Annotated in this window: 22 protein-coding genes; 13 read left to right on the top strand and 9 right to left on the bottom strand. The window is 70.3% G+C overall.

The annotated features are described in order from the left end of the window. The first annotated feature begins 100 nt into the window (after nt 1–100). Together J2847_RS23860 and J2847_RS23855 are read left to right on the top strand one after the other, a co-directional pair. The gene (locus J2847_RS23860; RefSeq protein WP_209781296.1) at nt 101–505 is read left to right on the top strand and encodes a DUF1636 domain-containing protein; all 405 of its coding nucleotides are present in this window, start codon (nt 101–103) and stop codon (nt 503–505) included. Nucleotides 506–602: 97 nt separating this feature from the next. After that, nucleotides 603–866, top strand: coding sequence for a hypothetical protein (locus J2847_RS23855; protein ID WP_085553865.1), 264 nt, complete (start codon nt 603–605; stop codon nt 864–866). A 13-nt stretch (nt 867–879) separates the two neighbouring features. Here the strand turns inward: J2847_RS23855 and J2847_RS23850 are convergent, their stop codons facing one another. Further along, nucleotides 880–1,908 carry a methyl-accepting chemotaxis protein gene (locus tag J2847_RS23850; RefSeq protein WP_209781295.1) on the bottom strand — a complete coding sequence of 343 codons (1,029 nt, stop codon included), beginning with the start codon at nt 1,906–1,908 and terminating at the stop codon, nt 880–882. A 586-nt stretch (nt 1,909–2,494) separates the two neighbouring features. On the opposite strand from J2847_RS23850, the gene J2847_RS23845 reads away from it, so the two are divergent. From J2847_RS23845 to J2847_RS23810, 8 genes are all read left to right on the top strand, one after another. Then, on the top strand, nt 2,495–3,046 hold the full coding sequence (locus J2847_RS23845; protein WP_233474744.1) for a chemotaxis protein CheW: 552 nt from the start codon (nt 2,495–2,497) through the stop codon (nt 3,044–3,046). Further along, on the top strand, nt 3,043–4,398 hold the full coding sequence (locus J2847_RS34675) for a CheR family methyltransferase (RefSeq protein ID WP_209781293.1): 1,356 nt from the start codon (nt 3,043–3,045) through the stop codon (nt 4,396–4,398). Before J2847_RS23845 ends, J2847_RS34675 begins: the two co-directional genes overlap by 4 nt. Next, nucleotides 4,398–5,000 carry a chemotaxis protein CheW gene (locus tag J2847_RS23835; RefSeq protein ID WP_209781292.1) on the top strand — a complete coding sequence of 201 codons (603 nt, stop codon included), beginning with the start codon at nt 4,398–4,400 and terminating at the stop codon, nt 4,998–5,000. Before J2847_RS34675 ends, J2847_RS23835 begins: the two co-directional genes overlap by 1 nt. Nucleotides 5,001–5,015: 15 nt before the next feature. Then, a complete protein-coding gene (locus J2847_RS23830) occupies nt 5,016–6,704 on the top strand; it encodes a methyl-accepting chemotaxis protein (protein WP_209781291.1) in 1,689 nt (562 codons plus the stop codon). A gap of 16 nt (nt 6,705–6,720) precedes the next feature. Then, nucleotides 6,721–8,937, top strand: coding sequence for a hybrid sensor histidine kinase/response regulator (locus J2847_RS23825; protein ID WP_209781290.1), 2,217 nt, complete (start codon nt 6,721–6,723; stop codon nt 8,935–8,937). Continuing rightward, nucleotides 8,934–10,043 (top strand): chemotaxis-specific protein-glutamate methyltransferase CheB, encoded by a 1,110-nt coding sequence (gene cheB / locus J2847_RS23820; protein WP_325169471.1) that lies wholly within the window; start codon nt 8,934–8,936, stop codon nt 10,041–10,043. The genes J2847_RS23825 and cheB overlap by 4 nt, the downstream gene beginning before the upstream one ends. Next, on the top strand, nt 10,040–10,807 hold the full coding sequence (locus tag J2847_RS23815) for a response regulator transcription factor (RefSeq protein WP_209781289.1): 768 nt from the start codon (nt 10,040–10,042) through the stop codon (nt 10,805–10,807). The genes cheB and J2847_RS23815 overlap by 4 nt, the downstream gene beginning before the upstream one ends. A gap of 150 nt (nt 10,808–10,957) precedes the next feature. Beyond that, complete coding sequence (locus tag J2847_RS23810) at nt 10,958–12,538, top strand: ATP-binding response regulator (RefSeq protein WP_233474743.1); 1,581 nt, start codon at nt 10,958–10,960, stop codon at nt 12,536–12,538. A 47-nt stretch (nt 12,539–12,585) separates the two neighbouring features. On the opposite strand, the gene J2847_RS23805 is transcribed toward J2847_RS23810, so the two are convergent. The 5 genes from J2847_RS23805 to J2847_RS23785 are packed head-to-tail and all read right to left on the bottom strand — an operon-like array spanning nt 12,586 to nt 16,805. Continuing rightward, nucleotides 12,586–13,308: a diguanylate cyclase gene (locus J2847_RS23805; protein ID WP_209781287.1), complete on the bottom strand. Its 723-nt coding sequence runs from the start codon at nt 13,306–13,308 to the stop codon at nt 12,586–12,588. Next, nucleotides 13,305–14,162 carry a sensor histidine kinase gene (locus J2847_RS23800; RefSeq protein WP_209781286.1) on the bottom strand — a complete coding sequence of 286 codons (858 nt, stop codon included), beginning with the start codon at nt 14,160–14,162 and terminating at the stop codon, nt 13,305–13,307. The genes J2847_RS23805 and J2847_RS23800 overlap by 4 nt, the downstream gene beginning before the upstream one ends. Before the next feature lie 13 nt (nt 14,163–14,175). Further along, nucleotides 14,176–14,550 (bottom strand): DUF1987 domain-containing protein, encoded by a 375-nt coding sequence (locus J2847_RS23795; protein WP_085553875.1) that lies wholly within the window; start codon nt 14,548–14,550, stop codon nt 14,176–14,178. A gap of 18 nt (nt 14,551–14,568) precedes the next feature. Continuing rightward, on the bottom strand, nt 14,569–15,114 hold the full coding sequence (locus J2847_RS23790; protein ID WP_209781285.1) for a SiaB family protein kinase: 546 nt from the start codon (nt 15,112–15,114) through the stop codon (nt 14,569–14,571). After that, a complete protein-coding gene (locus tag J2847_RS23785) occupies nt 15,111–16,805 on the bottom strand; it encodes a SpoIIE family protein phosphatase (RefSeq protein ID WP_209781284.1) in 1,695 nt (564 codons plus the stop codon). Before J2847_RS23785 ends, J2847_RS23790 begins: the two co-directional genes overlap by 4 nt. Nucleotides 16,806–17,251: 446 nt before the next feature. Between J2847_RS23785 and J2847_RS23780 the strand changes: the two genes are divergently transcribed. Both J2847_RS23780 and J2847_RS23775 read left to right on the top strand, forming a co-directional pair. Beyond that, entirely contained in the window at nt 17,252–18,061 is an 810-nt protein-coding gene (locus J2847_RS23780) for a substrate-binding periplasmic protein (protein WP_209781283.1), read from the top strand. Between the two features lie 105 nt (nt 18,062–18,166). Next, a complete protein-coding gene (locus tag J2847_RS23775; RefSeq protein ID WP_209781282.1) occupies nt 18,167–18,916 on the top strand; it encodes a response regulator transcription factor in 750 nt (249 codons plus the stop codon). Between the two features lie 49 nt (nt 18,917–18,965). Here J2847_RS23775 and J2847_RS23770 read toward each other — a convergent pair whose 3' ends face one another. From J2847_RS23770 to J2847_RS23760, 3 genes are read right to left on the bottom strand one after another with little or no spacing between them, the layout of a single operon-like run. Further along, nucleotides 18,966–20,408 carry an aldehyde dehydrogenase family protein gene (locus tag J2847_RS23770; protein WP_209781281.1) on the bottom strand — a complete coding sequence of 481 codons (1,443 nt, stop codon included), beginning with the start codon at nt 20,406–20,408 and terminating at the stop codon, nt 18,966–18,968. After that, complete coding sequence (locus J2847_RS23765) at nt 20,408–21,250, bottom strand: NAD-dependent epimerase/dehydratase family protein (protein ID WP_209781280.1); 843 nt, start codon at nt 21,248–21,250, stop codon at nt 20,408–20,410. Before J2847_RS23765 ends, J2847_RS23770 begins: the two co-directional genes overlap by 1 nt. 3 nt (nt 21,251–21,253) lie before the next feature. Continuing rightward, nucleotides 21,254–22,171, bottom strand: coding sequence for an SMP-30/gluconolactonase/LRE family protein (locus J2847_RS23760; protein ID WP_209781279.1), 918 nt, complete (start codon nt 22,169–22,171; stop codon nt 21,254–21,256). A gap of 300 nt (nt 22,172–22,471) precedes the next feature. Here J2847_RS23760 and J2847_RS23755 point away from each other — a divergent pair, with 300 nt between their 5' ends. After that, nucleotides 22,472–23,401 carry a dihydrodipicolinate synthase family protein gene (locus J2847_RS23755; protein WP_209781278.1) on the top strand — a complete coding sequence of 310 codons (930 nt, stop codon included), beginning with the start codon at nt 22,472–22,474 and terminating at the stop codon, nt 23,399–23,401. Nucleotides 23,402–23,540 lie beyond the last annotated feature (139 nt).

The raw sequence follows: 23,540 nt of genomic DNA, 5'->3' as shown, positions 1-23,540 counted from the left end.
CGGGGCCGGCGCCGGTTGACAGCGCCGTCCGCCGGCCGTTAGCACTGGTCGGGCAAAGGCGGCACCCGCCCGTCGCCGATCCCATTCCGGAAACGGTCCGATGCCTGTCGAACTTGTCGTCTGCGAAACCTGCCGTCATCCCGAGGATCCGCCGGAGGCCACGCCGCGCGCCGGCGCCCAACTGGCCGGCCTGATGGAACGGGCGCTGGCGGCGGATCCGGACCTGGCGGGCAGGGTCCGGCTGCGCCCGTTGCGCTGCCTGATGAGCTGCCGCCGCCCCTGCGCCGTCGCCGTGCGCGCCGCCGGCCGGATGAGTTATGTGCTGGGCGACCTGCCGGCCGACGAGGCGTCGGTGGAAACGCTGACGGCTTATCTGCGGGCCTACGCCGACACTCCGGACGGAATCGTTCCGTTCAAGCAATGGCCGCAGGGTGTCAAGGGTCGTTTCGTTGCCCGTATGCCGCCTTTGGACGAGCCGGAGGAGGATCGGCCGGGCAAGACCTAAGGGCTTGTTTCGCAGCGCCGCAAACTTTCGTTTGACAGCGGATCATCCGAAAGGAAGTATAGTCCGTAAGGCCAACGAATTCGTGGAGGCATGCCTCATGAACGTCGAACCGGATGTGCTGGCTTTCGCGACCTCGCTGCTTCAGGTCGCCAGCGACGCCGAACGGGCAAACGGTTGGGAGCCTGGCGACCTGCTGCGCACCACCCTGCGCCTCCTCGCCGTCGCCGGTGCCGACCGGCATGACTGGGCCGCCGACGAGTTGGCCGACGAGGTTCGCGATCTGGTCGAGGCGCTCCAGCTCCGCAACGCCCATGCCCTGTCCGGCGCCTTCGACTGCCATGGAATGGCGGCGGCGCACTGACGCGTCCGGGTGATCACGGCTTCTGGACGATGACCCCGTACCAGCCGAGGCCCTTGTAGGTCTCGTAGCCCGGCGTCAGGGCGTAGCCGACCAGCTTGCCCTGGGCGTCGACGTAGTGGCCCATGGTGCCGGCGCCGCGCTTCAGCGGCACCGTCTCCGCCAGGATGCCGCGCCCGTCCGAGGAGGCGATGACCCGGTGGCGGGCGTCGAGCAGCAGGCAGCGCGAGCGCTCCCGCTCGGTCTCCTCCAGCCGCACCCCCTGGACCACCGCCGCCGCCTGCGGCTCCCAGTCGAAGAAGATGCCGAGCACGCCGACCGGCTCCCCGCTGCCCTCGCCGCCACGGCGGATCGCCGTCGCGTAGGTCGCCACCACCCGGTCGTCCAGCGTCCGGTTGCGGGCGACGTCGCCCACCGTGAACTCGCCGCCGTCGCGCGTCGCCAGCGCCTGCCGGAACCACGGCTCGTCCGACACGTTGGCGCCGACGGCGTTGCGGTAGCGGTCGGGGCGGCCGTTGGCGATGACGGTGCCGTTGCGGTCGGCGATCCACAGGTCGAGGTAGACGGTGTAGGATTCCAGGATGACGCCCAGCCGGTGCGCGGCGTGGCGGCGCGCCTCGTCGGATGGGGCGGCGACGCAATCGACCACGGCGCTGTCGGTCGCCCACCAGCGCACGTCGCAGGAGCGTTCGTACAGGTTGCGGTCGATGATCTCGATCATGTTCAAGGACAGGTCGGCCAGCCGCTTGCCGTGCATCTCCCGCACCATGGCGCTGCCGGTGGTGGTCAGGTGATCGACGCGGGCGACGATCTCCGAGCGCAGTTCCTTGGTGATGCCGTTCACCTGGGTCGAGATCTCCGAGACCTCGTTGGCCACCACGGCGAAACCGCGGCCGCGGTCGCCGGCCCGTGCCGCCTCGATCAGCGCGTTCATCGCCAGCATCTTCATGCGCCGGGTGATGTCCTCGATCCGGGCCACCTTCTGTGACGCCACGTCGAGGACGCCGCGCGACAGGTCGAACAGGCTGTTGCCTGGGTTGGTCATGGGCGTCTCCCACCGCTCGAAAACAAGAGAAACCTTCTGCCGCCAGCAATCCTGCGCCGGACGGCCCCATCCCCCTTCGCGCCGGAACAGGCGGCGCGTGTGCCCGGCCCAGGTTTTTCCGGCATGGCCCATGCCGTTCCGGCGATTGATTGGTGTGTCGGGCGAACAGGCGGCGTGCCCCTGTCCGATGCCGTTTGGTCTTGGTCCATCATCGCCGCCTCCGGAGAAGAGCATGACGATGTTGCGATGCAGCAACTGTGAAGCGGACTTTCTTTCCAAATCGTTAGCGAAATCCGATGAGTGAAGATTACGTCGAGTCACCAAGGGGATTCATGAACGAGGCAATTGAATAGAATTTTACTCGATTTGGCCAAGGGCGGGATTGCCGGCACCCTCCGCGCGGGCGGGCGTGGGCGGATTGGGTCTTTGGTGCCTGTGAACGTCACCTTGGCCATACCCCTTCGACGTGGCGGGCGCTCCGTTCGCTTGGAAGGCATAGAACCTCTGGTGCAAACCTTTGGCGTAGTTCGCATTCCGGTCCCGATGGGGCATGTTCCGGGCCGGTTTCCAACACGCTGACGGACGGATGTCGCCACTCGCCACGCTTTCGGCCTCTTCACCTCCGGTGTCGCGCTGCGTCGTTTTCCTGGTTGCCGGCCATCCGCTGGCGATGCCGGTGGAGGCCGTGCGGCGATTCCTGCCCTTGCCCCATCTCGACCGGCTGCCGACCGCCCCGCCGCCGGTCGAGGGCGTGTTCCGTTATCACGGCGAGATCGTTCCGGTGCTCCGCCTGTCGATCCTTCTCGATCTGGGGCCGGGCGACGCGGGGCTCTACGCCCCGCTGATCCTGGTCACATGGCAGGGGCGTCCGCTGGCGCTGCTGGTGGACCAGGTGCGCGGCGACGTCGTGGTGCCGGCGGAGGCTCTGCTGCCGGCCGAGCCGTCGCTGTCCTTCAACGGCTGCGCCATGGCCGGATTCGCCGATCCGGCCGCCGGGCCGGGCGGGACGGTCAGCCTGCTCGATCCGGACCGGCTGCTGAGCAGCGCGGAAGGGCGGCTGCTCGAAGCCTTCCGTGCCGCCGAGGAGCGCCGGCTCGGGCTGTGGACGGACGGAACGGCCGAGGGGGCGGCGCAATGACTCCCATCGAAACGATCCTGCGCGACCCGGCCTTCCCCCGGCTGAAGGCGATGGTGATCAACGCCACCGGGCTGGCCTATTACGCCGACAAGGACGCGGCCTTCGCCGAACGCATCAACCGCCGCCTGCCCTACGGGCGGGTGACGAGCGTCGGCGGCTATCTGGCGGCGCTGGAGGCGCAGGGGCCGGGCGGCGCCGAGTATCAGGGGCTGATCAACGAACTGACGGTCGGCGAGACCTTCTTCTTCCGCTACATTGAGCAGTTCGACGCGCTGCGGGCGGTCGCCATCCCCGAATGCCTGCGGCGCAACCGCAACAGCCGGCTGCTGCGCATCTGGAGCGCCGGCTGCTCGATCGGGCCGGAAGCCTACACGCTGGAAATCCTGCTGAAGCAGCATTTCGCCGACCAGCTCGACGGCTGGCAGGTCCACATCGTCGGCACCGACATCAACGCCAATTTCCTCGAACAGGCACGGCGCGGCGCCTACGGCGACTGGGCGGTGCGCGGCCTGTCGCCGGAGACGCTGGACGCCTGCTTCGACCGGCTCGACCGGCTGTGGTCGGTGAAGCCGAAGTTCCGGCAATGGACGAGCTTCATGCCGTTCAATCTGGTGGAGGGCACCATCCCGTCCTACCCGCACGGGATCGGGCTGTTCGACATCATCCTGTGCCGCAACGTCATGATCTATTTCGACGAGGCGACCCGGCACCGGCTGCTCGGCGACCTGCACAAGGCGCTGTCCGACGGCGGCTGGCTGGTGGTCGGCCACGCCGAGGCCGGACCGCAGTTGAACGAGCTGTTCACCCCGGTCTCGGTTCCGGGGGCCACGCTCTACCGCAAGCAGATGGAGCCGGCGGCCCCGCCTCCGCCGCCTCCGCCGGGACGATGGGCGCCGGCGCCCGTCGGGACGCCGCGCCCGGCGGCGGCCAAGCCGTCCGTCCGCCCCGCCGCCGCCGCCCCGGCCGTTCCGCCGCCGGCCCCGTTGGACGAGGCGGCCGGCGAGCGCTCCACCGCGCTGGAATCCTGCCTCGCCCGGATCGAGGCCAACCGGCTCGACCCCACGGCCCATTACCAGCTCGGGCTGGTCGAGGAGGAGCTGGGGGTCGGCGATCCGGTGGCCGCCTTCAAGCGGGCGCTGTATCTCGATTCGGGCTTCGTGCTGGCCGACTACCATCTGGCGCTGGCCTACTGGCGGCGCGGCCGTCTCGGGCCGGCGCAGCGCCATTTCCGCAACGCCTGCGACGCCCTGGCCGGACGCGCGGACGACGAGCCCATCGCCGAGGGCGGGGGACTGACCGTGCGTGAACTGCGCGGGATGCTGGATCTCTGGCTGTCGGGCGAGGAGGCGTGATGGCCGATGACACCCCGACGGCCGGCTCCTCCATCGACTGGGGGCTGGTGCGCGACAGCGTGGCGCGCCGCAACGCGGCGATGGACGAGGCCTTCGCCGGGCACGGCCCCTGGGCCGACGCCGTCCTGCGCCGCCGCGCCGAAGCGCTCGCGGAACGCCCGGAGACGGGCGACGACCGCCCGCTGGTGCCCCTGCTCCTGGCGCGCGGCGCTGCGACCCTGTACGGGCTGGACCTGCGCCATCTGGCGCACATCGTGCCGATGCCGCGCCTGGCCCCTGTGCCGGGGGGGGCGCCGGCGATGCTGGGCGTCATCGCGGTGGGCGGCCGGGTGATGCGGCTGTTCGATCTCGACCGGCTGTGCGGCGGCGCGGCGCTGCCGCTGCCCGGCGGGGAAAGGGGCGAAGCCGGCTACGCCATCGTCCTGCGCACCGGGAGCGGCCGCCCCGCCGCCCTGCGGGTGGCGGCGGTGGAACGGGTGGCCGACATCGATCCGCCGCGCGCCGCCGCCCCGCCGGAGGCCGGCGGATTCGTCCGGAGCATCACGGCGGACCGCACGGCGGTCCTCGACATGACCGCACTTCTCGATTTCGTGAAAGCCTAAGGCCGGAGACCAGGAATGAACATCAAAGTCGCGCACAAGCTGGTCCTCGGTTTCGGGGTGATCTGCGTGCTGTCGGCCATGCTGGCCCTGTTCCAGATGGCCCGCTTCTCCGACGCGCTGAGCGTGATCATGGCGGTGTCGAGCTACGACACCGACGCCGCCGAGCAGGTGAACGAGGTCGGCACCCTCCAGGCGGAGCTGCGCAGCATCCGCGAATCGGCGCTGAACGCCGTCTCCGTCGCCAACGCCGAGGGGCGGGCCGCCGAGATCCCGGCCCTGATACCGCCGATCCGGCAGCGCTACGAGGAGGTCGGGGCGCGGCTGCGCGGCACGCTCGGCAAGCTCAGGACGATGGCGGCCGAGCGCGCCTCCCTGTCCCCCATCGACGGCCGCCGCCGCGGCTGGATCGAGCTGGACAACGCGTCCAACGAGATGGGCCGCGCCGTCGCCATGGTCAGCGACGAGGCCCGCCTCATCTACGGCCTGCTGGAGCGCAACCAGGTGAACGAGGCGCTTCAGCACCGCGCGCGCGTCGAGGATCTGCGCAAGACCATGGAAGCCAGCATCGCCAAGTCGCAGGAGGTGATCGACCGGCTGACCCAGGCCGGGCGCGAGGAGATCCGCTCGATCTACAACTCGGCCCTCCAGGCGTCGATCATCGCGCTGGTCGTGGTGTTCCTGATCGCGGTGCTGGTCGCCTACCTGATCGGCGGATCGATCACCCGGCGGCTGGGCAAGGCGATCGAGTTCGTCACCAAGGTCGGGCACGGCGACCTGACCCAGTCGGTGGTCATCGCCGGCCGCGACGAGCTGGCGGTCCTCGGCGACCATCTGAACGAGATGGCCGGTCGGCTGAAATCCATGGCCGGCACGACGCGCCAGACCGCCGAGAGCGTCCACGCCGCCACCGCCCAGATCCGCGCCTCCACCCAGCAGCAGTCGGCCAGCGTCGCCGAGCAGCTCGCGGCGGTCGAGCAGACCACGGCGACCCTGTCGGAGATCACCGAATCCGGCGCCCAGATCAACCGCCGCGCCCAGGACGTGGCGCACGGCGCGCAGTCGGTCGCGGCGTCGAGCCATTCCGGGCTGAAGGCGGTGGACGACACCATCCAGGCGATGGACGCCATCCGCGAGCAGGCGGAGGCGGTGGCCGAGAACATCGTCATGCTGTCCGAACGCACCCAGGCGATCGGCGAGATCATCGTCACCGTCAACGACATCGCCGAGCGCTGCCACCTGCTGGCGCTGAACGCCGCCATCGAGGCCGCCGCCGCCGGCGAGCATGGCCGGACCTTCACCATCGTCGCCGGCGAGATCAAGAGCCTCGCCGACCAGTCGAAGGAGGCGACGGCGCAGGTGCGCTCCAACCTCAGCGAGATCCAGCACGGGATCAACGCCTCGGTGATGCTGACGGAGGAGGCGGTCAAGCGCGTCGCCGCCGGCAAGCGCCAGACCGATTCCACCCAGACGACCATCCGCAGCATGGCGGACAACATCCAGGAGAGCGTGCTGGCCTTCCAGCAGATCGTCGCCGGCACCAACCAGCAGCAGATCGGCCTGGAGCAGGTCATCCAGGCGCTCCAGAACATCCGCGAGGCGAGCAGCCAGACGGCGGCCGGCACCCGGCAGCTCGAAGGGGCGGCGGCCAACCTGAACAACCTCGGCCAGGGGCTGGTCGAGGCGGTGCGGAACTACCGGGTGTGATGGGGACGCCCGCCTGATGGACATCCGTCAACGGCTGCTGGCCGCCTTCGAGCTGGAGCACAAGGATCACCTGACGGTGATCCGCGCCGCCTTGCGCGCGGCCGAGGCGAGCGGCGAGGCGCCCGACCTCGTCGAGATCCACCGCCGGGCCCACAGCCTCAAGGGCGCGGCCCGCGCCGTCGACCTGCCGGAGGTGGAGAATCTCTCGCACCGGCTGGAGGCGGCCTTCATCGCCGTGCAGCGCGGCGAGGCGCCGCTCGACGCCTCCACGATGGCGGTGGTGCGCCGCGCGCTCGACGCCATCGAGGACGTCGTCGCCTGGTCGACCCAGGGAGGCGCGGAGGTCGAGCTGGCCGGCGTGTCGGCCGATCTCGACCGCATCGCCGGCGAGCGCGTCGCCATCGCCGCCCCGCCACCTCCGCCGGCCCGCCGGCCCGCGCATGGCCCTGGCCCGGAGCGCGCGCCCGACCGGGCGGGGGAGGGCGACACGTCCGCCCTCGTCCGCATCGCCGCGCGGGGGCTGGAGCGCCTGTCCGACACCGCGTCGGCCCTGTTGCCGGAGGTCGAGGCGCAGGCGGGGCTGGGCGAGCAGATCCAGATGATGCGGCGGGAATGGCTGGCTCTGGAGCGCTCGTGGCGGCACCTGCGCGCCCAGTTGAACCAGGCCGCGGTGCTGGCGGGCGAGCAGGGCGAGGCGGCGCGTGGTTCCGGCCCGGCGGCGGCCTTCGAGCAGCGTTTCCGCGAACTGGGCGGCGCGCTCGACCAGGCGCACCGCACCCACGACCGGCTGCTGTGGTCGATGCGGCGCTGGGGCGGCGGCTTCCAGGAGGACATGCGGCGGCTGCGCATGCTGCCGGCGGAAAACCAGCTCGGCGGCCTTGGCCGCATGATCCGCGACATCAGCCGCAGCGAGGGCAAGGAGGTCGAGGTCGATGTCCGCGGCCTGGAGGTCGAGGCCGACCGCGCCGTCCTGCAACGGCTCAAGGATCCGATCCTGCACATCGCCCGCAACGCCATCAGCCACGGCATCGAGCCGCCGGCCGAACGGCAGGCCATGGGCAAGCGCCCGGCCGCACGCGTGGCGATCGCCGCGTCGGTGGAGGGGGCCCGTCTGCGCCTGCGCATCGAGGATGACGGGCGCGGGCTCGACCGCGCCGCCATCGCCCGCCGCGCGGTCGACCGCGGCCTGCTGCCCCCCGAGGAGGCCGGCGAGGCGCCGCTGGAACGGCTGGTCGATTTCCTGTTCCATCCCGGCTTCTCCACCGCGGCCAGGACGACCGAACTGGCCGGGCGTGGCATGGGGCTCGCCATCGCGCGGGCCGAGGTCGAGCGGCTCCAGGGCAACCTGACCATCGCCGGAAGGCCGGAGGGCGGCGCCGTCGTCACCATCGAGGTGCCGCTCAGCCTGCTGAGCCAGCGCCTCGTCTTCGTCGCGGTGCAGGACCAGACCTTCGCCCTGCCGTCGGCCGACGTGGTCCGGCTGAACCATACCCTGTCCGACACCCTGTTCTCCGGAGTCGGCACCCCGATGATCCGGGTCGGGGAGGAGGACATCGCCGTCACCTCGCTCGCCGCCCTGCTGGGGCTGGAGGCGCCGGTGCTGCCCGCCACCGGAAAGCGGCTGGCGCTGATCGTGGTGCGGGCGGGCGAGCGCCGGCTGGCTCTGGCGGTGGACGGCTTCGCCGCGACGCGCGAGGCGGTGGTGACGGCGGCGGAGGAGACCGGGCTGGACCCGGCGCGCTACCTCGGCACCGTGCTGCTCGACGACGGCGGCCCCTGCCTGGTGCTGAACGTGCCCGGCCTGATGCCGTTGCCCGGCAGCGCGCTGCCCGCCGCCGCCCGCCCGGCGGAGGAGGCGCCGCCCGCCCGCGCCCACATCCTGGTGGTTGACGACAGCATCACCACGCGCACGCTGGAAAAGAGCATCCTGGAGGCCCATGGTTATCGGGTGACGCAGTGCGTCGACGGGCGCGAGGCGCTGGAGCGTCTCGCCGAGGGGATGGAGGTCGGGCTGATCGTCAGCGACGTCGAAATGCCGCGCATGGATGGCTTCGCCCTGTTGCAGGCCGTCAAGGCGGACAAGCGGATGGCGGAGATTCCCGTCATCCTGGTGACCTCGCGCGCCAGCGACGAGGACCGCGAGCGCGGCCTGCGGCTCGGCGCCGACGCCTACATCGTCAAGACACGTTTCGACCAGAACGAGCTTCTGGCCGGCATCCGGCGGCTGCTGTGAGCGCGCCGCGCCGCATCCGGGTGCTGGTGGTGGAGGACTCGCCGGTCGTCCAGCAGCTGCTCGCCCACATCATCGGGACCGACCCGCGCCTGGAGGTGGCCGGCGTCGCGTCCTCCGGCGAGCAGGCGTTGCGCATGATCGAGCGGGCGGCGCCGGACGTGGTGTCGCTCGACATCCGCCTGCCCGGCATCGACGGCTTCGAGGTGACCAGCCGCATCATGCGGCAGCACCCGCTGCCCATCGTCGTCGTCGCCTCCGACGTGGGCGACCTCGACATCCCCATGCGGGCGCTCCAGGCCGGGGCGCTGGCGGTGGTGGAGAAGCCGGGGAGCGTCGCGCGGGCCGATTACCAGACGGTTGCCCACCATCTCTGCACCCAGCTCGTCATCATGAGCCAGGTGAAGGTCATCCGCCACCGCATCAGCGCCCGCGCCGCCCTGCGGCCCGGCCGGGCGGCGGACGGCGGCGACGCCGGCTCCGGGCCGGGGGCGCTGCCCGGCGAGGCGGCGGCGGCGGACGGCCGGCGGCGGCGCTTCCGCGCGCTCGGGCTGGTGACCTCCACCGGCGGGCCGGCGGCGCTGGCGCGGCTGCTGAAGGAGCTGCCGCCCGACTATCCGACGCCGGTCTTCGTGGTCCAGCACATGGGGGCGCCCTTCATGGCGGGCTTCGCCTCCTGGCTCGACACGGTGGTTCCGCTGCCGGTTCTGCTGGCCGAGCATGGCGCGATCCCGCGCCCCGGCCATGTCCATGTCGCTCCCGGAGACCGCCACCTGACGATCGAGAACGGCGTGGTCCGCCTGACCGCCGGGGAGCCGGTCTGCGGGCAGCGGCCGGCGGGCGAGTTGCTGTTCCGGTCGATGGCGACCGCCTACGGCGCCGCCGGGATCGGCGTCCTGCTGACCGGCATGGGCGAGGATGGCGCCCGCGGGCTGGTCGACATGCGGCGGGCCGGCGCCTACACCATCGCCGAGCATGCCTCCACCGCCGTCATCCACAGCATGCCGGGAACGGCGGTACGCCTGGGCGGCGCCGTGGAGGAACTGCCGCTCGACCAGATCGCATCCCGGCTCGTGCAACTGACCTCCGATGATAAGATGGCGTCATGAACGGACCCCGTACCCTCGTTGTCATGGCCTCGCAGACGCAGGGGCTGCTGCTGAAGCTTCTGCTGGAGGAGCGTGGATTCGAAACCACCTGCGTCGAGGGGATCGAGCGCGCGTGGGACGAGCTGGCCCGCCAGTCGACCGACCTGCTGATCGTCGAGGCCGAAACGGTGGGGCGGGCCGGGCTGGCGGCCTTGCAGGCCAGCGGACCGACGTCGGTCATCGTGCTGGGGCACGGCGAGGGGGAGCATGATCCCGCCGACCCGCAGGGGACGGTCGGCGAGGCGGTCGCCCTGCTGGAGCAGCGCAACGCCGCCCCGACCGCGCCGGACATCTTCCGCCGGGCGCGCATCCTGATCGTTGACGACAGCGCCACCTACCGCGAGTTCCTGCGCGCCGAGCTGGAGCAGGAGGGCTGCATCGTGACGGCCGCCCGCAACGCCGACGAGGCGGTCGCGGCGCTGTCCGGCGGCGGGCTCGACTGCGTGATCCTCGACCTCGTCATGCCGGGGACCAGCGGCACACAGCTCTGCCAGCGCTTCGACCGCTTCCGCCGCCGCCGTGGGCTGTTCTTCCAGATCGTCATCCTGACCAGCCAGGACGACGAGGAGCAGCTCGCCATCAGCCTGAACGCCGGCGCCGACGATTTCGTCGGCAAGGCGCAGACGATGGATGTGCTGAAGGTTCGGCTGATGGCGCTGCTGCGCCGCAAGTACTTCGTCGAGGATCATCTGCTGCGCCTGCCGAGACCTGGACCTTCAGCATAGGAGGGGATAGCGCCAACGTGTGATTTCGCGATGCGGTGCGGCCGTTTATTATCGGGAGGCGTTTCAAATTGTTCCGATGACGGACGTCGTTCCCGCATGGCGATCAGCCTGACCCATCCCGAGACTTCGATCTCAAGAGCCCGTGACGCGATGCTCCGTTCCTCGGCCACCCCCATCTCCGCGACCGACCTGCGGTATCGCGATTGCCTCGACAACGCCCGGCGCCTGTGCGCGGCGAGCGCCATCCCGTCGCTGCTGATCGTCGGCGCTCCGGACATGGCGGCTCTGCGCTGCAACGAGGCGCTGGCTCTGCTGCTCGGAAAGCCGCGCGCGGCGGCGCGGGACGAAACCGGCCCGACCCTGCTGGCGGGCGTCTGGCCGTCGCTGCTGGCCGAACTGCGCCCGCTCTACGGCGACGCGGCGCAGCGGCCGGAGGTCGCCACGCTGCGCCTGCCGCTGACGCCGCCGCTGACCCTGCGCGCGGTGCCGCTGACGGTGGACGGGACGGTGGTCGGCGCGCTGGCGACCGCCACGCTGGACGACGCGGTCGAGCACATGACCACGACGATGCGGGCGGAGGTCGAGCGCACCACCGCGGCCCGCTCGCGCTTCCTGGCCTCGGCCAGCCACGACCTGCGCCAACCCTTCCAGGCGATGCGGCTGTTCCTCGACGCGCTGACCCGGCAGGTGGTGGGCAATTCGCGCGCGATGCGGACCACCGGCATGCTGGGCAACGCCATGACGGCGGGCGAGCGGCTGCTCAACGCGCTGCTCGACATCTCGACGCTGGACGCCGGAACGGTCGAGCCCGAGATGCAGGTGGTGGCGCTCGACACGATGCTGAACTCGCTGGCCGACGAATTCCGCCCGCAGGCGGAGGAGAAGGGCCTGCGGCTGCGCGTGCGCGTGCCGAAGGGCACGACCCGCAGCGACCCGGTGCTGCTCGGGCGGATCGTCCGCAACCTGCTGGCCAACGCCATCCGCTACACCCAGCAGGGGGGCATCCTGCTGAGCGTGCGCCGGCGCGGCGACCGCTGGCGGATCGAGGTGTGGGACACCGGCTTCGGCATTCCACCGGACAAGCAGGACGTCATCTTCGACGAGTTCCACCAGCTCACCAACCCAAGCCGCGACCCGACCCGCGGGCTCGGTCTCGGGCTCGCCATCGTGCGCCGCCTGTCGGTCCTGCTGAACGCGCCCATCGACGTGCAGTCGCGCTCCGGCCGGGGCTCCGTCTTCGCGGTGACGGTGGAGCGGCTGGAGGAGGAGGCGCCCGCCGAGGTCGTGCCGCCTCCCCTCCAGGGCGCCGAGGCCGGCGGGACGCTGCTGGACGGCATGCGGATCCTGGTGGTGGACGACGACAGCATGGTCTTGTCCGGCCTGCTGCTGACGCTGGAATCCTGGGGCTGCGCCTCGGTGTCGGCGTCGGACATGCGCGAGGTCTTCGCGGCGGTCGACGGGCTGGAAGGCCCGCCGGACGCGATCCTGACCGACCTGCGTCTGCCGGGGAAGGTGTCGGGCTTCGACGTGATCGACCGGGTCCGCAAGCTGTTCCGCTCCACCATCCCGGCGGTGGTGCTGACCGGGGAAACGGCGCCGGACGCGCTGCTGGAAGGCCAGCGGCGCGGCTGCGCCTTCCTGCACAAGCCTCTGCATCCGGGCGAGTTGCGGCGCGTGCTGGAGGAACTGCGGCGGGCCGCCGGGCCTGCCGGGGATGCCCCGACGAACTGATCGGGGTCGCCACGGGCGGCGTTACGCCACCGTGTTACGCCACCGCGTTACGCCGCCCAGCGGTTGCGCCCGGCGCGCTTGGCGGCGTAGAGCGCGTCGTCGGCGGCCTGGATGCAGGCATCGGCGGTCCAGTCCGGACGATGCGCCGCGATGCCGAGGCTGAGGGTGATGTGGATGTCCCGTCCCTCGACGCGCATCCGGTGGTCGTCGACCAGCCGCCGCAGCTTTTCCGCGACGGTCTTCGCCTGCTCCTGGTCGGTCTCGGTCAGCAGGATCAGGAATTCCTCGCCGCCCCAGCGGGCGCACAGATCGTGGCCGCGCAGATTCTGCCGCAGGATCCGGGCCGTCTCCACCAGCGCCGTGTCGCCCACGGCGTGGCCGAAGGCGTCGTTGATCGCCTTGAAATGATCGATGTCCACCATGACCAGCGTGAAGCTGCCGCCATGGCGGGCGATGCGGCCCAGTTCCGATTCGAGCCGCTCGATCATGTGGCGGCGGTTCGGCAGCTGGGTCAGCGGGTCGGTCTGCGCCGCGGCGTGGAGGACCTGGGCCATCTGGCGCGAGTCGGTGTGCATGCGGTCGCTGATCGTGGCGATCTTGGTCAACTGCCGCATCAGCTTGCGGTGCTCGGCGGCGAGGGTCCGGAACTCCTCCATCAGGGGATGCCCGGCGTTGTCGCCCGTCTCCTCCAGACGCTGCACCCAATCCAGGAGCCGGCGCTCCTGGGCGCTCATCTCCGTCGTTCCGCGCGGCACGGTCCATCGGCTCATGGCGTGGCTTCCAGCGGCAGGCGGACGGTGAAGGTCGACCCCAGTTCGGGTTCGCTCGCCACCGCGACGGCGCCGCCATGCGCCCCGAGGATGCGGCGGGCAAGATGCAGGCCGAGGCCGGCCCCGGTCGTGCCGGCGGCGTTGGAGGCGCGGAAATACTTGTCGAAGATGCGCGGGCTGTCGGCCGCGTTCACGCCGATTCCCTCGTCCTCGACACGCACGACCGCCTGGACGTCCTCCTGCGCGAGGCTGAGCCGGATGTGGCCGCCTCCCGGGGAGTATTTGACGGCGTTCTCCAGGAGGTTGGAGAAGACCACGGCCAGCAGGTCGCGGTCGCCGGGAATGACCAGCGGCCGGCTACAGCCCCGGATCTCGAAATGATGGTTGGGACTGGCGCTTCCGCGTTCCGCCATCATCTCCATCAGCAGGGCGGCGAGGTCGAAGCGGCCGGTCACCGTGCGGGCGACGCTGTCCAGCCGGTCGTCGGCGAGGCAGCGGTCGATCAGATGCAGCATGCGCCGCACCGCGTTGCGGATCTTGCGCACGCGCGGTCCCGCCGACGCCGGCAGGTTGGGTTCGATCTCCAGCATCTGCGAGGCGCTGTCGACGATGGCCAGGGGGGTGCGGAACTCGTGGCTGACCATCAGCACGAACTGGCGCTGCTGCTGGGCCATCTCCTTGGTTTCGGTCTGCAACCGGTCGCTGATCTTGGCGATCTTGCGGAACTGGCGCAGCAGCTTTCCATGGCGGTCGGCCAGCGTCTGGAACTCCGTCAGCAGGGGATTGCCGGCGTTGGCCGGGTCCTCGGCCAGACGCCGGACCCAGAGATGGAGGTCCTCTTCCTGCGACCGCATGACGGGCATTCCTTCAGCGGGCCAGGATGTCGAAGGGCAGGGTCACGTCTTCCTTGAACTCCTCCGCCATGTCGAGCGCGCGGTCGTTGTCGCGGTCGTAGTGCCAGCGCACCGACGCCGGCCGGCCCTGGGCGTTGGCGGTGTCGAGCATCTCCAGCACGTCGATCAGGCACTTGATGCTGCTGGTGTTGAGGTAGCTGAGGCCGATGTCGAGCACCACGGCGGGGGCCGGTTCCTTCAGGAAATCCTCCAGCCAGGAAAAGACGGGAGCGTAGAAGTCGAAGGAGTTCTCCGGATAGGATTCCCCCTCGATCCGCAGGGTTCCGGCCTCGGCGTCGAAATCGATGAGAGGCGAGCAGGAGGTCGCCTCGATTCGCAAACTGTCCATCGTCGTGCTTCCGCGTCCTTAAATCTGGACTTCAAGGCTGAAGAAGAAATACCGGCTGTCGACGGGGCGCACCGCGTAGTCGAGCGGACGGCTGGCCTTGCGGGCCATGTCGATCAGTCCCAGCCCGGCGCCGCTGGCGGCGGCCTCGCGCGGCTTGCGGGACTGCTCCTTGTAGGCGGCCTTCAGCCCGGCCTTGTCCAGGCCGCGCAGCCGGTCGAGCGACGCCGACAGGACGGGCACGGCGTCGGCCTCGACCAGGTTGCCGGAACTGACGACGTAATGGTCGCCGTCCTTGCCGATCACCACGATGCCGCTGTTGGCCGGGATCGGCCGTCCCGCCGCCTCGCAGGAGGCGGTGTAGTTGCGGACGTTCTGGGCCTGCTCCACATAGACGGAGAAGACGTCCATGATGGCCGACTTTCCGATCTGCTCGGTTTCCAGATGGTTGCGGACGGCCTTGCCCAGCTCCTCGATGACGCTGTGGCTGAAGGGGCCGCTGAAACAGATCAGGAGCTTCTGCCGTGACAGAAGCTCTTGAAGGTTGAAGAGGTCGGTGCCTTTCATTGTACCGCCATGGCCTGACTTGACTGGGGATTGGTGGTGGAGGCGGGCGTGACGGCGAAACCGAGAAGGGTGATGTCGTCACGCTGCGGCCGGTCGCCCTGGTGATTGGCGAGGGCGCGGGCGAAGGCCGTCTTGCGGTCGGCCATCGGTTGTCCGGCCTGTTCCAGCAGCATCGCGTCGAAGCGCCGGTTGCCGAAACCGAAACCGCGCGGCCCGCCGGCCTGGTCGAGGAAGCCGTCCGTGGTCAGGTAGAAGCTGACGCCCGGCGCCAGCGGAACCGTGTGGACGGTGAAGACGTGGTCGATGCGCGAGCGGCGGTAGCCGAGGCTCTGCGGATCGCCCTTGATCTCGGCGACCGTGCCCGCCGCCGGATCGACGACGTGCAGGCCGATGCGCCCGCCGGCGAAGCGCAGGTCGCCGGACCGCGGACGGACGAGGCAGAGGCCGATGTCCAGCCCGTTGTCGAAGCGCGGGTTCTCCCGGCCGCGCGCCAGCGCCGCGCGCACCATGCGGTTCAGCCCGCCGAGGATGGCCGCCGGATCGCCGTCCGGCGTCTCCGACACCACATGGTCGAGCACCGCGTTGACCATCATGGTCATGAAGGCTCCCGGCACCCCGTGGCCGGAGCAATCGGCGACGCCGATCAGGAAATCGCTGTCCGGCCCGTCGCCCAACTCGCGGAAGATGTAGAAGTCGCCGCCGACCACGTCGCGCGGCCGCCACAGTGCGAACACCTCGTCGAGCCGGCGCGCCATGGCGCGCTCGTCGGGCAGGATCGCCGCCTGCAACAGGCTGGCGTACTGGATGCTGTCCATCACCTGCCGGTTGACCACGCCCAATTGCTCGTTGGACTGGCGCAGCTCCTCGGTGCGTTCGGTGACGCGCTGTTCGAGCGTCATGGTGTAGTCGTGCACCGTGCTGGCCATGTGGTTGAAGGCGCTGGTCAACTGGCCGATCTCGTCGCTGCGGGTGTTGCGCAGGCGGATCCGGTAGTCGCCGGTCGCGATGGCGCCGGCCGACCGGGTCAGCCGCGCCAGCGGCGCCAGCACCAGCCGGTTCAGCAGGATGCTGATCATCCCGATGACCGCCAGCAGCGAGAAGAACACCAGCCCGGCCATCGGCGCCAGCGCCGTCAGGGTGGCGTTGTCCGCCTCCTGCAACGAATAGTCCAGCCGCAGCAGCCCGACCGAGCTGCGCTGGCCGTCGGCGCCGGTGATCGACACGGTGCGTTCGACGGTGGTGAAGCCGGCGCGGTCGGCCGGCCGTTCGAGCGAGGCCAGCGGTGCGCCCTGGCGCCCGCTGGACGCCCAGACCCTCACCGAGCGCACGGCCGGGTCCTGCGCCATCAGGCCGCGGAACATCTCCTCCACCGCGCGGGTGTCGAACTCCCACACCGCCTGCCCCAGCGCGCCGGCCTGGAGCGTGCCGATCAGCTCCGCCCGGTGGACCAGCGCCTCGCGCTGCTGCTGCCCGACGAGGATCGCGGACACGGCCATCGACACCATGCCGACCAGCAGCGTGCAGCCGACGATCATCACGATGACGCGGGTCAGCAGCGAAGCCGACCGTTTGGGCCGGGCCGCCGTTCCGGTGCCGCCGGGGCCGGGAGCAACCGGATCGTCCAGCTCACGGTCCGACCCGGAGCGGAGCGATTCGTAGGATTCGGTGTCGTCCCAGCCCGTGACGCTCATCCAGCTTCTCCTGATCCACCGCAAGATGCTCATCCGGTGCATGGCACGTCCAGCGGCGGCACCGTCCGGCCGATCCGTTCCACGCGTGCTCCGTCCCGGTTCAGAGTCTTCGACGCCCGCCATCCGGTCAACAATCCCATCCGAGCAGGCAGCATAGTGTCAATCGCCATGTCCGCAACGGGCCTGTGACCTTCTGTCCCCCTTTTGTGTTCGTACCACGGGGACCGCGAAGTTTCCCTCAAGAACCTGCGGCGTTGCGTGACTTGACTGTGAGATTCCGCCTGGATTCCCCATGATCCACGACGCGGCGAAACGAACATTGTCGGTTTGTGACGAAAAGTAACGATTTCGTGGCGTACCGACCGTCCGAAGCGTCAAATCCTATGGTCAGGGGCCCGGTCCCGCATGCTAACGTCTGCGGCACTGCAACGAAGCGGAGGTGGGCGATGGCGTCGCGCGTCGGTCGGACGTTCGGAATCCTGGGGCTGGCGGTGCTGGCCGTTGCGGGCCATGCGCCGGTCGCGATGGCGCGGACCTTGACCATCCTCGCACCGGAACTGCCGCCGATGGTCGCCGCCGACGGCACCGGGCGCGAGGTGTCGATCATCGCCGAGACCCTGGCTGCCTGCGGCCACACGGCCGTCTTCAAGATCGTGCCCTTCGGCCGGCACTGGATCGATTTCCGCGACGGCGCCGCCGTGGACGCGGTTTCCACCGTGCCGGCGGGCATGGCGATGCCCGGTGCCCGGTCGGTGCCCTACATCCGCTACCAGAACGGCGCGTCGGTGCTGAAGGCGGGCGGGCTGAAGGTCGCCTCGCTGGCCGACCTCGCCGGCAAGCGGGTCGTCACCTTTTCCGGCGCGCCCGACGTGCTGCCGGGCTTGCGCGAGGCGATCCCCAGCTTCGCCGATTTCCGCGAGCGCGCCGACCAGCTCGTGCATTCCAACCTGCTGTTCGCCGGGCGCGTCGACGCGGTGCTGGCCGACGGGCTGATCTTCGCGGAATACAACCGGCAGCTTCAGGAGAAGGCGAGGAGCGGCGGCGGGTTGCCGTTCGATCCCGCCCAGGATGTGGTGTTCACCGCGATCTTCCCGCCGACTCCATACGCGATTATGTTCCGGGATGACGCTTTGCGCGGGGAGTTTGACCGCTGTTATGGGGATTTGGTAAAGAGCGGCCGCGCCGACGCCATCGATCGCGACGCCATCGCACGCTATTCCTCAACCGTTGGTGACCAGTATCTGCCGAATCGTTGAAGCGAGGATAATTTAGGTTGCGAGGTCTGGCGGTTGGGGTTGGCGTGGCGGCGGACGGTGGTTAATATCGCCGCATACGGTCTGGAACTGAGGATTGGGAACCCCGTGCCTCGCATCATCGTGGTCGAAGACGAAGCCGACCTTCGGGATGATCTTGTCGAATATCTGGATCGGTGCGGCTTCGAGGTGCGTGGCGCGTCGAGCGGAGTCGAGCTGGACGGGCTTCTGGAAAGCCACGGCGCCGACGTGATCGTGCTCGACATCAATCTGCCGGACGAGGACGGCTTTTCCGTCGCCCGGCGTGTGCGGGCGGCGTCGCAGGCGGCGATCATCATGCTGACGGCACGGTCGAGCCTGATCGACCGGGTGATCGGGCTGGAACTGGGTGCCGACGTCTATCTGGTCAAGCCGGTCGATTTCCGCGAGATCGAGGCCCAGATCAAGGCGCTGGTCCGCCGCATCCAGAAGGGCGCCGCGCCGGTGGCCGTGTCGGCCTCCGCGCCGGGGCTGGCGTCCGTGGCGGAAACCAAGAAAAGCTGGCAGTTCGACGACGTCGAGTGGCGCATCCAGCCGCCCGAGGGGCCGGCGGTGCCGCTGACGGCCACCGAATACAAGTTCCTGGCGCTGCTGGTCGTCGCCCCCGGCGAGCCGGTCAGCCGCCAGGACATCTCCATCGCGTTGACCGGGCGGGACTGGGATCCCTACAGCCGTTCCATCGATTCGCTGGTCCGCCGCCTGCGCATCAAGGTGGAGGAACGGACCGGCTGCGCGCTGCCGGTGCAGGCGGTGCACGGCGTCGGCTACGCCTTTGTCGGCGCGGTGGTCACGACGGCATCCGAGGACGGGATGGGGTGATGGCGGGAGCCCCTTTCCCGGAGGGGAAAGGGGCCATGGCGCCGGTTGGTCAACCGCCGAAGACGTAGGCGGTCTTGACCGTCGTGTAGAACTCCCGCGCGTAGGAGCCCTGCTCGCGGGCGCCGTAGCTCGATCCCTTGCGACCGCCGAAGGGGGCGTGCGGATCGACCCCGGCGGTCGGCAAATTGACCATCACCATGCCGGCCTGGGCGTGGCGCTTGAAATGGGTCGCGTGCTTCAGCGAGGTCGTGCAGATGCCGGCCGACAGCCCGAACTCGGTGTCGTTGGCGACGGCCAGGGCCTCTTCGTAGTCGCGGACGCGGACCACCGAGGCGACCGGGCCGAACACCTCCTCCCGGTTGATCCGCATGGCGTTGTCGGTCTCGGTGAACAGCGCCGGGGCGAGGTAATAGCCCTCGGTCTCGCGCGACAGCCGCTCGCCGCCGGTGACGAGGCGGCCGCCTTCCTCCCTGGCGATGGCGATGTAGCGCAGATCCTGCTCCAACTGGTCGGACGAGACCACCGGGCCGATGTCGGTGCCGGGCTTCAGGGCGTGATCGATCTTGAGCGCCCGCATCTTCTCGGCCAGCGCGGCGACGAAGCGGTCGTGGATGCCATCGGCCACCACCAGCCGCGACGAGGCGGTGCAGCGCTGTCCGGTGGAGAAGAAGGCGCCGTTCAACGCGGCGCCCACGGCGGTGCCGAGGTCGGCGTCGTCCAGCACGACCAGCGGGTTCTTGCCGCCCATCTCCAACTGGAACTTCTTGCCCGTCTCGAAGGCGCGGGCGCCGATGCGCCGCCCGGTGGAGACCGAGCCGGTGAAGCTGATGGCGGCGACCTTCGGCGACGCGACGATGGCCTCGCCGACCACCGAGCCGCGCCCCATCACGAGGTTGAAGACGCCGGCCGGCAGCCCGGCCTGCACCAGGATCTCGGCCAGCGCCCAGGAGGAGCCCGGCACCGCGTCGGCCGGCTTCATGACGACCGTGTTGCCGTAGGCGAGCGCCGGGGCGATCTTCCAGGCCGGGATGGCGATGGGGAAGTTCCACGGGGTGATCAGCCCGACGACGCCCAGCGGCTCGCGGGTGATCTCGACGTCGACGCCGGGGCGGGTGGAATTGAGCCGCTCGCCCGACAGGCGCAGCGCCTCGCCGGCGAAATACTTGAAGATCTGGCCGGCGCGCGTCGCCTCGCCGATGCCCTCGGCCAGAGTCTTGCCCTCCTCGCGCGACAGCAGGCGGCCCAGCTCGTCCTTGCGGGCGAGGATGGCGCTGCCGGCGGCGTCCAGGATGTCGCCGCGCCGCTGCGGCGAGGCGGCGGCCCAGCCGGGGAAGGCCGCCGCCGCCGCGTCGATGGCGGCTTCGGTCTGGGCGTCGTCGGCCTGGGCGTAGTCGCCGACGACGTCGGACAGGTCCGACGGGTTGATGTTGCGGCTGGCGTTGGTGGAGGTCGTCCACTCGCCGCCGATGAGGTTGGCGTGGATGTCGGCCATCACAGGCTCCCTTGCTTCTGTTCGGCGCCCATCGCCTCCCAAAGGTCGGAGGGGGGCAGGGTGCGCGTGTAGTTGGCGCTGACGAAGGTGCCGCCCTGGTGCGTCTCGTCGAGCGGGTTGGGCATCGGGTCGAGCATGCCGGGCTTGCCGGCGTGGGCCTCGGCGTTGTCCTTGGGCCGGTAGCCGATGGTCTCGGCCGAGCGGTCGCGCCACCAGCGGCGGTCGTTGGCCGACACGCCGTAGAAGATGGCCGCCCCCAGCCGTTCGGCGCGCAAGCTGCGGTCGACGAGCTGCGCCAGATCGTCGTGGCTGAGCCAGGTGCTGAGATGCCGCTTCTGGCTGGGCGCCGCCTCGCAGGAGCCGATGCGCAAGGATGCGCTCTCCAGCCCGTGCTTGTCCCAGTAGAATCGTGCCAGCAACTCGCCATAGGCCTTGCTCAGCCCGTAGAAGCTGTCGGGCCGGTAGGGCGAGGTCTCGTCGAGCAGGGCGCTGCGCGGGTGCATGCCGACGGCGTGGTTGGAGCTGGCGAAGACGACGCGGCGGTTGCCGGCGCGGCGCGCGCCCTCGAAGACGTGCTGGGTGCCACGGATGTTGACGTCGAGGATCGCGTCGAAGGCGTCCTCGACGGAGATGGCGCCGAGATGCAGCACGGCGTCCACCCCGTCGCAGGCGGCGTGAACCGCGTCGCGGTCGGTCAGGTCGGCGGGCACGAACTCGGCGTCCGCCGGCAGGGCCGCCGGACGGACGCGGTCGCTGAAGCGCAGGCTGTGGCCCAGCGCGGTCAGGCGCGGCGTCAGGGCGGTGGCGACGGCGCCGCCGGCGCCGGTCATCAGGATGTGCATCTGTCAAAGCCCCTTGCTGGAACTGGCCAACTGGAAACGGCCGACCGGAACGCCCGCGACCTCGGCGCGCGCCATGAACACGCCGCCCGATTGCGGGTGGCGGAGCAGGGCATCGTCGGACAGGCCGTCGCGCAGGCTGGTGATGAACAGGGTCCGCATGTCCGGGCCGCCGAAGGCGCACATGGTGGGGGCCGGCACCGGCACCGGGATGCGTTGCAGCAGCGTGCCGTCGGGGGCGAAGCGGTTCAGGCAGCCGGCCGACACGCCGCAGCTCCAGTAGCAGCCCTCGACGTCGGTGGCGCCGCCGTCGGGGCGGCCCTCCTCGGCGGTCAGGGTGGCGATGCGGGTGCGGTCGCCGAGCGCGCCGGTCGCCGGGTCGAAGCTCCAGCGGTCGATCCAGGGGCCGCGCGAATCGGAATGGAACAGGGTGCGCCCGTCGGCGCTCCAGGCCAGCCCGTTGGAGACCAGCAGCCCCTCCACCTTGCGCTCCGCCGTGCCGTCGGGGGCGATGCGGTGGAGGGCGGCGACCGGCTCCTTCGCCGGCCGGTCGTCCATGCTGCCGACCCAGAAGGCGCCGTCCGGCCCGGCCTTGCCGTCGTTCAGCCGGTTGGTGGTCATGCCGGGCTCCGGATCGACCAGGAAGCGCAGGGCGCCGGTCGCCAGCGACAGGATGTGGACGCCGTCGGGCAGGGCGACGGCGACGTCGTCGGACGCCATTCCGTTCGGCTTGGCGCACAGGGCGATGGAGCCGACGGGAGCGGGCAGGGGCCAGGAACGCACGGCGCCGCTCGCCAGATCGACGGCGGACAGGCTGCATCCCGCTATGTCCACCCAGAACAGGCGGTTGCCGCCGGCATCCCAGACCGGGCTTTCCCCGACGCGCGCCCGCGCGTCCACCAGACATTGGATCGGGCCGAGCATGGCCGTGCGCCTCCCCTCGTTTCGCCCTTGCGCCGATCACGCGCCCGCGTGCCGGCGCGTCACGGTTTGTTGGGCTGAGAAAGTGATCGGCGTCCTCGATGTTGTCAAACAAATTTGTGGTTGATTGATCATCGGTACGGCTGAAAACCAGCCTGTCGGCGTGATTGCTGTTTTCACTTGTCAGACAACAAGGATGTTGTCATACCTCTTTACGCCTCGGGCGTTGCGCCGCCGCGTCCCGTCGCCAAAGGCCCGGGCCATCCCGGACATGCCCCGGAAACGTCGTTTTAGGAGGATTACGTGAAGACGACCCCCGTCACGCGCGCCGATCTCGAACGGTCGGTCATCGCGGTGCCGCCGCTGGCGCGCAACGCCGACCTGTCGCTGAACCGCGAGGAAAACCGCAAGCTGGTCCAGCATCTGGAGCGGGGCGGCGTCTCCACGCTGCTGTATGGCGGCAACGCCAACCTCTACAACATCGGCACCGGCGAGTTCCCCGAACTGCTGTCGCTGCTGCGCGACATCGCCGGTCCCGAGACCTGGGTGATCCCGTCGATCGGTCCCGATTACGGCAAGGCGCTGGACCAGGCCGCCATCCTGCGCGAATTCGATTTCCCGACCGCGATGATGCTGCCGATGGCGTTCGGTGCCACCCCGGCCGGCGTCGCCACCGCCATCGCCCGCGTCGCCGAGCGCGCCGGCCGTCCGCTGACCGCCTACGTCAAGTCCGACAACTACCTGGAGCCCAAGGCGCTGGCGGCGCTGGTCCGCGACGGGGCGGTGTGCTCGGTCAAATACGCGGTGGTGCGCGACGATCCGTCGAAGGACGAGTATCTCCAGCGCATCCTCGACGCGGTCGACGCCCAGTACATCGTCAGCGGCATCGGCGAGCGGCCGGTGCTGGCCCATCTGCCACGGTTCGGCCTGACCGGCTTCACCTCCGGCTCGGTCTGCGTCGCGCCCAACCTGTCGATGGCGATCCTGCGCGCGCTCACGCGCGGCGATGTCGCCGAGGCGGCGGCGCTGCGCGAGCGTTTCCTGCCGCTGGAGGATCTGCGCGACGGAATCTCGCCGATCCGCGTGCTGCACGAGGCGGTGACGCTGTCGGGCGTCGCCGACATGGGGCCGATGCTCCCCATGCTCTCCAACCTCACCGACGAAGGGCAGCTCGCCGCGATCCGCGCCGCCGCGTCGACGCTGCTGGAGGCCGACCGCGCCTTCGCCGGCTGAACCGGACCGGCGAAGGGGAACGGGCAAGGGGCGGCCAGGGGGGCAGGGGGGTGGCCAGGGGGTGGCGGCCAGGGATTGGGCGTTCCCCGGTCATCGCCGCTCGACTCCCGTCCGTCCTTCGGCGATGGTAGCGCCCGCA

Source organism: Azospirillum agricola (assembly GCF_017876095.1).
GTDB classification, from domain to species: Bacteria; Pseudomonadota; Alphaproteobacteria; order Azospirillales; family Azospirillaceae; genus Azospirillum; species Azospirillum agricola.
The sequence above is the reverse complement of the archived record's forward strand: the minus strand, read 5'-3'. Positions and strand labels throughout refer to the sequence as shown.